The sequence below is a fragment of the Micromonospora chalcea genome (assembly GCF_002926165.1).
GTDB lineage: Bacteria > Actinomycetota > Actinomycetes > Mycobacteriales > Micromonosporaceae > Micromonospora > Micromonospora chalcea.
On sequence record NZ_MAGP01000040.1, the window covers coordinates 1 to 8,319 of the forward strand.

9 protein-coding genes are annotated in these 8,319 nt (G+C 74.5%); 5 read left to right on the top strand and 4 right to left on the bottom strand.

From position 1 onward, the window contains the following. Positions 1–729: methyltransferase domain-containing protein (locus BAW75_RS05285; RefSeq protein ID WP_104112834.1), on the bottom strand; the 729-nt coding region annotated here is incomplete at its 3' end. A gap of 45 nt (positions 730–774) precedes the next feature. Between BAW75_RS05285 and BAW75_RS05290 the strand changes: the two genes are divergently transcribed. The 4 genes from BAW75_RS05290 to disA all read left to right on the top strand — a co-directional run bounded on the left by BAW75_RS05290 (position 775) and on the right by disA (position 5,367). Continuing rightward, the gene (locus BAW75_RS05290; RefSeq protein ID WP_104112832.1) at positions 775–1,605 is read left to right on the top strand and encodes a UbiA family prenyltransferase; all 831 of its coding nucleotides are present in this window, start codon (positions 775–777) and stop codon (positions 1,603–1,605) included. 142 nt (positions 1,606–1,747) lie between these two features. After that, positions 1,748–2,497 (top strand): hypothetical protein, encoded by a 750-nt coding sequence (locus tag BAW75_RS05295; RefSeq protein ID WP_043330867.1) that lies wholly within the window; start codon positions 1,748–1,750, stop codon positions 2,495–2,497. Positions 2,498–2,601: 104 nt separating this feature from the next. Continuing rightward, on the top strand, positions 2,602–4,047 hold the full coding sequence (gene radA / locus BAW75_RS05300) for a DNA repair protein RadA (protein ID WP_104112835.1): 1,446 nt from the start codon (positions 2,602–2,604) through the stop codon (positions 4,045–4,047). A gap of 129 nt (positions 4,048–4,176) precedes the next feature. Next, a complete protein-coding gene (disA, locus tag BAW75_RS05305; protein ID WP_030502855.1) occupies positions 4,177–5,367 on the top strand; it encodes a DNA integrity scanning diadenylate cyclase DisA in 1,191 nt (396 codons plus the stop codon). Positions 5,368–5,375: 8 nt separating this feature from the next. Here the strand turns inward: disA and BAW75_RS05310 are convergent, their stop codons facing one another. From BAW75_RS05310 to BAW75_RS05320, 3 genes are all read right to left on the bottom strand, one after another. Then, complete coding sequence (locus BAW75_RS05310; RefSeq protein ID WP_064446769.1) at positions 5,376–6,128, bottom strand: hypothetical protein; 753 nt, start codon at positions 6,126–6,128, stop codon at positions 5,376–5,378. A gap of 105 nt (positions 6,129–6,233) precedes the next feature. Then, positions 6,234–6,797 (bottom strand): peptide deformylase, encoded by a 564-nt coding sequence (locus BAW75_RS05315; protein ID WP_043327917.1) that lies wholly within the window; start codon positions 6,795–6,797, stop codon positions 6,234–6,236. After that, on the bottom strand, positions 6,794–7,306 hold the full coding sequence (locus BAW75_RS05320) for a glycine cleavage system transcriptional repressor (protein ID WP_104112833.1): 513 nt from the start codon (positions 7,304–7,306) through the stop codon (positions 6,794–6,796). The genes BAW75_RS05315 and BAW75_RS05320 overlap by 4 nt, the downstream gene beginning before the upstream one ends. 96 nt (positions 7,307–7,402) lie before the next feature. Here BAW75_RS05320 and BAW75_RS05325 point away from each other — a divergent pair. Beyond that, positions 7,403–8,319, top strand: a 917-nt coding sequence (locus tag BAW75_RS05325) for an HhH-GPD family protein (protein WP_104112836.1), incomplete at its 3' end; no start/stop codon positions are given.

Below are 8,319 nucleotides of genomic sequence, written 5' to 3' on the forward strand. Positions count from 1 at the left end.
GTCCAGCACCACCGCCGACCAGGTCGGCACCATGCGCGGCTCGGTCCTCGCCGGACGGTCGCCGCCGCGCATACGGCGCAGCAACCAGGCAAGCGTGCCGCCCAACTCCGGGCGGACCCCGCGTACCTCGAGCGACACGCCGTGCCGGGCGCACTCGGCGACGAGCGCGCGGGCGTCGACGAACAACCGGGGGTCGTGGATGCCGCGCGGCACTGTGGGCAGCCGTTCGCCCAGCTCCACCGCGACCAGCCGGGCCAGCAGCGTGTCGTTCAGCGTGTCCAGCACCAGCAGGCCGCCGGGCCGCAGCAGCCGGCACGCCTCGGCGACCGCGCGCCGCCAGTCCGGCACGTGCTCCAGCACCTCCCCGGCGGAGACCACCGCCGCGCAGGCGTCGGTCAGCGGCACCGCCGTCGCGTCGCCCTGGACCGCTGTCACCCCGTGGTCGGCGGCCTGGTCCAGCGCGGAGCGGGTCAGGTCCACCCCGACGTGGCGGTAGCCCTTGCCGGCCAGGTGCGGGGCCAGCAGCCCGGCGCCGCAGCCCAGATCGACGAGCAGCTCGTCCGGCGTGGACGCCGGTGGCACCAGCGCCGCGCGCGCCCGCGCCAGCCAGTGCAGCATCGCGAACGCGCCGTCCGGCCGCCACCACTCGTCGGCCAGATCGTCGTACTGCCGGGGGTCGTTCGGCGGCAGCACCCGGTGCGGAGTGGACACCCCGGGCACGTCAGGCATGCGTCGAGCGTGGCACGACTGCCCGGTAACGACCAGACTTCCCTTATGTCGACACGGGTGTTAGGGCTGGTCAGGGCGAGCCATCCGGAACCCGCTGCGGCGGTCACCGTGGTCGCCGCGCTGCTCGCCGCCGGCGCCGGGCACTCTGCGGCCGGCGTCGCGGCGGTGGCGCTGACGGTGCTGGCCAGCCAGCTCGCTGTCGGCTGGAGCAACGATCTGATCGACGCCGAGCGGGACGCCGCGGTGGGGCGTACCGACAAACCGGTGACCACCGGCGCGGTCAGCCGGCCGGCGCTGGCCCGGGCCGTCGTGGTCGCCGCCGTCGCCACCCCGCTGCTGGCGCTGGCCGGCGGCCCGGCCGCGGCGGCCTGCGCCACGCTGGGCCTGGTCTCCGCGCTGCTCTACAACCGGCCGCTGAAGTCGACGGCGGTGTCGGTGCTGCCCTACGCGGTCTCGTTCGGCGCGCTGCCCGCGTTCGTGGTGCTGGCGCTGCCCGGCTCGCCCGCGCCGCCGGCCTGGCTGGTGGCCGCCGCCGCGCTGCTGGGCGCCGGCGCGCACTTCGCGAACGTGCTGCCCGACCTGGCCGACGACGCCCGGACCGGGGTGCGCGGCCTGCCGCACCGGCTGGGCCCCGCCGGCAGCCGACTCGCCGCCGCCGGGCTGCTCCTGGCGGCCACCGTCGCGCTGGTCTTCGGCCCGCCGGGACCGCCGTCGTGGGCCGGGCTGTCGGCCGTCGCCGCCGCCGTCGCCGTGCCGGCCCTCGGCTGGTACGCGGGACGCGCCGCCGCCGGACGCTCGGCCAGCGCCTTCCGGGCGGTGCTGGTGGTGGCGCTCATCGATGTGCTGCTGCTGGTGACGAGCGGCCGGGTGGTCTGACGGTCTCCCTCGCCGGGTGGCATTGCCGGGTCCGCGTGCGGGCCTCGATCAGCTCCAACTACCCTGGAGTGCGGTCTGCGCGGGTATGGCCACCCCGTGCCCGGTGGTCGACCGGGCGGGGATCGTGACGAGGAGGACCGACGTGACGCGCTCGATCAGGGGTTCCCGGGGGCCGGCCCTGCTGCTGGCCGGCACGGCGGCGGCGAGCCTGCTGCTGTCCGGGTGCGGCACCGGGCAGATTTCCGAGACCGCCAACAAGATCCCGTCGGTACAGGGCGTCAACGTCCAGACCTCCGACAACCTGTACAAGGTGCGCGGTCTCTACGTGCGGACGCCGGGGCCGAAGGGCTACGAGGCGGGGTCGAACGCGCCGGTCAACGTGGTGATCTACAACGACAGCGAGAAGCCGGTGACCGTGACGGTCACCACCGACAGCGCCCGGGAGATCGTGCTCACCGGTTCCGGCGCGGGCGAGAGCGGCGCCGCCACCCCGACCGGTTCGCCCACCGAGCCGGGCACCGCCTCGCCGACCGCGAGCGACCCGAGCGCGTCGCCGAGCCAGTCGCTGGGGACGTCCGAGTCGCCGTCGGCCAGCCCGTCGCCGAGCGAGACCGGGTCCGCGCCCGCCGGTCAGCCGGCCCGGATCGAGATCCCGGCGCTCAGCTACGCCCAGCTCAACGCCGACAACCCGCGGTTCCTCCAGCTCGTCGGCCTGAACCAGAAGCTGCTCGTCGGCCAGCAGGTCAACCTGACCTTCGACTTCGGCGACGGCAAGGTCATCACGACCCCGGCGCCGATCGGCATCCCGCTGACCGCGGAGCCCACCCCGTCCAAGATCGTCAACCCGCGTGAGCACGGAGCCGAGGACGGTGGCGTCGAGGGCGGCCACTGACCCCCGTCCTCCTTCCGTCGGCACCGCCGCCGTGGCCAGCGCCACGCCGGCGGTGTCGCCGTTTCCGGTGGGCTTTCGTCGTACGGGCCGGTTAGCGTCCTGTGGTGACCACGCCCCGATCGACCCCCTCCCGTGCCGGCGCCGGCCGCGGTCGCGCCGCCCGTGAGCCCCGTCCGGCCTACGAGTGCGACGCCTGCGGTCACCAGCCCCCGAAGTGGGTGGGCCGGTGCCCCGAGTGCGGCGAGTGGGGCTCGGTGGTCGAGTCCACGATCACCGGCCCGCCGGTCTCCGGCCGGGTGGTCAGCTCGCGGATGCCGGCCGAGCCGGCCCGGCCGATCGCCACCATCAGCGCCGCGCCCGCCCGCGCCCGGGCCACCGGCGTCAGCGAGCTCGACCGGGTGCTCGGCGGCGGCCTCGTTCCCGGTGCCGTGGTGCTGCTCGCCGGGGAGCCCGGCGTCGGCAAGTCGACGCTGCTGCTCGACGTGGCCCAGCAGTGGGCTGCCGGCGCCGGCAGCCCGTCGCTGGTGGTCAGCGGCGAGGAGTCGGTCAGCCAGGTGCGGCTGCGCGCCGAGCGGATGGGCACCCTGCACGACCAGCTCTACCTGGCCGCCGAGAGCGACCTGTCGGCGGTGCTCGGCCACCTCGACGCGGTCAAGCCCGGCCTGCTGGTGCTCGACTCGGTGCAGACCATCTCCACCACCGGCACCGAGGGCGTGCCCGGCGGCGTCACCCAGGTCCGCGCGGTCACCGCCGCCCTGGTCGCGGTCGCCAAGGAGCGCGGCATCGCCACCGTGCTGGTCGGCCACGTCACCAAGGACGGCCAGGTGGCCGGCCCCCGGGTGCTGGAACACCTGGTCGACGTGGTGCTGCACTTCGAGGGCGACAAGCACTCCTCGCTGCGCATGGTGCGCGGCGTGAAGAACCGCTTCGGCGCGGCCGACGAGGTGGGCTGCTTCGAGATGCACGAGGGCGGCATCAGCAGCCTGGCCGACCCGTCCGGCCTGTTCCTGACCCGCTACTCCGAACCGGTGCCGGGCACCTGCGTGACGGTGGCGATGGAGGGGCGCCGGGCGCTGGTGACGGAGGTGCAGGCGCTGATCGGGGCCACCGTCGCCGGTTCGCCCCGGCGTACCGTCTCCGGCCTCGACAGCGCCCGGCTCGCCATGGTTCTCGCGGTGCTCCAGCGCCGGACCGAGCGGCTCACGCTGCACGACCGGGAGGTCTTCGCCGCCACTGTCGGCGGCATCCGGGTGGTCGAGCCGGCGGCCGACCTGGCGGTGGCGCTCGCGGTCGCCTCCGGCGGGCTCAACCTGGCGCTCAACCCGCATCTGGTGGCCATCGGCGAGGTCGGGCTCACCGGCGAGGTCCGTCGGGTCGGCGCGGTGCCCCGCCGGCTGTCCGAGGCGGCCCGGCTGGGCTTCCGGCTGGCCCTCGTGCCGCCCGGGTGCGGGCCGGAGAGCAGCGGCGCCGGGCCGGAGAACATGCGCGTGATCGAGGTCACTGACGTGCGGGCCGCCCTCCAGGCCGCCGCCCGCGCATCGGCGGAGTGACACGGTGGGATCCGCCGGGCGTTCCCGGACACGCGGCGCAGCCCGTGAAGAGCCGCCCGAGCCGGGCATCGTGACACATCACAGTAACCACGAGAGCACCCACCGCACGGCAGTCCGTAGACTGTGCCCGTGCCGATCGACCGCGATGCCACCAAGCCCGCAACGGCGACGCCGCACGCCCGTACCGGCGCCGTGAGCGGCAACCCCGCTCGTGCCATCAGCGTGAGCGTCAACGGAAGCGTCGGCGGCGGGGCGGGTGGCGACCCGCTGCGCGCCAACCTCGCCCTGATGGCTCCCGGCACCGCCCTGCGGGACGGCCTGGAGCGGATCCTGCGCGGCCGCACCGGCGCGCTGATCGTGCTCGGCTACGACAAGGTGGTCGAGCAGATCTGCACCGGCGGCTTCCCGATGGACGTGGAGTTCTCCGCCACCCGGGTCCGGGAGCTGTGCAAGATGGACGGCGCTGTCGTCCTCTCCAGCGACGGCACCCGGATCGTGCAGGCCGGCGTGCACCTGATGCCCGACCCGTCGATCCCGACCGAGGAGTCCGGCACCCGGCACCGCACCGCCGAGCGGGTGGCCCGGCAGACCGGCTACCCGGTCATCTCGGTCAGCCAGTCGATGCGGATCATCAGCCTCTACGTCAACGGCCAGCGGCACGTGCTGGACGACTCGGCGGCCATCCTGTCCCGCGCCAACCAGGCGCTGGCCACGCTGGAGCGCTACAAGCTGCGGCTGGACGAGGTCTCCGGCACGCTCTCCGCGCTGGAGATCGAGGATCTGGTCACCGTCCGCGACGCGGTGGCTGTGGTGCAGCGGCTGGAGATGGTCCGCCGCATCGCCGACGAGATCGCCGGTTACGTGGTGGAGCTGGGCACCGACGGCCGTCTGCTGGCCCTTCAGCTCGACGAGCTGATGGCCGGCGTGGACGCCGACCGCACCCTGGTCATCCGCGACTACCTGCCGGTCGGCCGCAAGTCACGCACCCTGGACGAGGCGCTCGTCGAACTCGACCTGCTCAGCGCCACCGAGCTGATCGATCTCGTGGCTGTCGCCAAGGCGATCGGCTACCCGTCCGCCTCCGACGCGCTCGACGCGGCGGTCAGCCCGCGCGGGTTCCGCCTGCTCGCCAAGGTGCCCCGGCTGCCGGTCGCCGTGGTCGACCGGCTGGTGGTGCACTTCGGCAGCCTCCAGCGGCTGCTCGGCGCGACAGTGGAAGACCTCCAGGCCGTCGAGGGCGTGGGCGACGCACGCGCCCGTGGGGTCCGCGAGGGCCTGTCCCGGCTCGCCGAGGCATCCATCCTCGAACGGTACGTCTGACCGACCGCTCAGCCGGTGATGGTCAGCTTCACCGGCTCGCTGATCTTGGTGCCGACGCGGGCGAACACCTGGTACGCGCCGATCGCCGCGAACTCACCGTTCGCGAGCCCGTTGGCGCACCGGTTGTCCACCCGGCCGTTCCAGCCCAGCTCGTAGGAGCGCTCGAAGTTCGGCGTGAACGACTGCGGATCCGAGCCCTTGCCGGTGCCGCACGTGTCCGAGGACCAGATCTTCTCCGCGCCCGCCTTGATGTACAGCTCCTGCAGATCGGCGCCCACGTCCCGGCTGCACGTCCGGTTCGACACGTTCTTGACCTTGAGGCGCAGCGTGACCACAGTGCCCCGCTGGGCGGTGGCCGGCACCGCGACCGGCGTCACCAGCAGCTCCGAGTCGGTGCAGTTGCCGTCGTCCGAGACCGGCTGCCCGTTCGCGCCGCCGTTACCGGTGCCGCCGCCGTTGTTCGCGCCGCCGCCGGTGTTGCCGCCGCCGTCGCCCGTACCGCCGCCGGTGCTGCCGCCGCCCGCGTCACCGGCCGTCGGTGACGGGCTGCCCGACTGCGGGGTCAGCACCGAGCCGGACGGGGCCGGCTCAGCCCCGGCGGAACCGGTCGGCGACGGGTCCGTGCCCGGCGCGCCGGTGTTGCGGTCCGTGCCGGTGCACGAGTAGAGCAGGACAATCAGGAAGAGCAGGCCCGCTCCGAGCACGACGGCACGACGCCGCCAGTACACGGCAGGGGGCAGGGGGCCGACCGTCAGACGCATGATGCGCCTACCGTAGCCGCGCGGCGCACGGCTCGCCGGTCCGACGCGCCGGGAACCCGCCGCCGTACGGCCGCCTCCGTCCACACCGGATAGCCGCCACCACCGTCAGAGGTAGACCTTGCGCTGGTAGATCGCGTGCGCGCCGGCCACCCGGTCGAGGAAGAGCAAACCGGCACAGTGGTCGATCTCGTGCTGGAGCGCGCGCGCCTCGAAACCGTCGGTCACCAGCCGGACCGGCTCCCCGGTGCCCGGCAGCACGCCCTCGACCACCAGCCGGCTGGCCCGCTTCACGTCGCCGGTCAGGTCCGGCACCGACATGCAGCCCTCCCGGCCGGCCTTCCACCGGCTCGCCTCCACCACCCGCGCGTTGCAGAGCACGAACGTGCCGTGCACGGTGACCGCCTTCGGGTGCCCGGTGACGTCCACCGCGAACACCTGCGCGCTCACCCCCACCTGCGGCGCCGCCAGACCCACACAGCCGGGCGAGACCCGCATCGTGGCCACCAGATCGGCGGCGAGGCGTACCACCTCGGCAGACGTCGGGTCGACCTCCGGGCCGGGTTGGCTCAGCACCGGCTCCGGGGCGGTGACCACCGGACGTACCTCGCCGGGGACGCCGAGCTTCTCCGGGGTCCAGCCGCCCAGGCCCGCGTACTCCGGCCCGGTCACAGCAGATCCGTGTCCGCCGGGCGGAGGCTGACCCCGACACCCAGCTCCGCCGCGACGCGGGTGAGCCGGCCGGCCACCTCGTCGGAGACGCCCGGCGGCAGCTCGACCTCGGCGACCACCACGTAGAGCGAACCGGTCAACCGCGTGCTCAGGTCGGTCACGTTCCCGCCCGCGTCGGTGAGCACCCGGGTCATCGCCGCCACGATGCCCATCCGGTCGGCGCCGTGCACCGCCAGCACGTACGGCTCCCCGGTGGGCTCGCTGCCGCCGTCCGGCGTGACCGCGCGTACGGTGGCCAGCAGATGTCCGTCGGCGGCGAGCGGGGCCAGCGCGGCCTCGAGGTCGGCGGCGGCCGGGCCCACGCAGATCAGGGTCATCGCGAAGTGTCCACGCAGCCGGGTCATAGTCGAGTCGGTGAGGTTCGCGCCGAGCCGGGCGAGAACCTCCGCGACGTCGGCCACGATGCCCGGCCGGTCCCGGCCGATGACAGTGATCGCGAGCTCGTTCATTCGGACATTCTGCCCCGTCGCCCATGATCGATCGCGTCCGGCCACCCGCCCCGCCCAACCTGCGGGAAAGACAGCCGTGACATGATCGGCGGCGCGATGTCCGAGCCCACATTCGCCACCCAGGTCAGCCGGTGGTACGAGCGCAACGCCCGTGATCTGCCCTGGCGCAAGCCGGGCATCGGCGCCTGGGCGATCCTGGTCAGCGAGGTCATGCTCCAGCAGACCCCGGTGGTCCGGGTGGTGCCCGCATGGGAGGCGTGGCTGGCCCGCTGGCCCGAGCCGCGCGCGCTCGCCGAGGACACCCCGGCCGAGGCGATCCGGATGTGGGGGCGGCTCGGCTACCCCCGCCGGGCGGTACGCCTGCGCGAGTGCGCGGTGGCCGTCGTGGAGCGGCACGGCGGCGTGGTGCCCGACCGGCTCGATCACCTGCTGGCGCTGCCCGGCGTCGGCACGTACACGGCCCGCGCGGTCGCCGCTTTCGCGTACGGGCAGCGGCACCCCGTGGTGGACACGAATGTCCGGCGGGTGGTGTGCCGGGCGATCGCCGGTGAACCCGACGCCGGTCCGACGACCCGCCCGGCCGACCTGGTCGCCACCGAGGAACTGCTGCCGATCGAGCCGGCCGCCGCCGCGCTGGCGAGCGCCGCGTTCATGGAACTCGGGGCGGTCGTCTGCACCGCCCGCGCCCCGCGCTGCGCGATCTGCCCCGTCGAGTCGAGCTGCGCCTGGCGGGCTTCCGGCCAGGCGGCCCCCACGGGACCGACGCGCCGCCCGCAGCGCTACGCCGGCACCGACCGGCAGGTACGCGGGCTGCTGCTCGCCGTGCTGCGGGAGTCCACCGGGCCGGTGCCGCATCAGCGGCTGGACCAGGTCTGGCACGACGACGTGCAGCGGGCGCGAGCGCTGGCCGGCCTGGTCACGGACGGCCTGGTGGAACCGGTGGGCGAGGAGTCGTTCCGCCTGGCCGGCGACGGCCCCGCCGTGGTCGATCATGAGGTTGACCGCACTTGGCG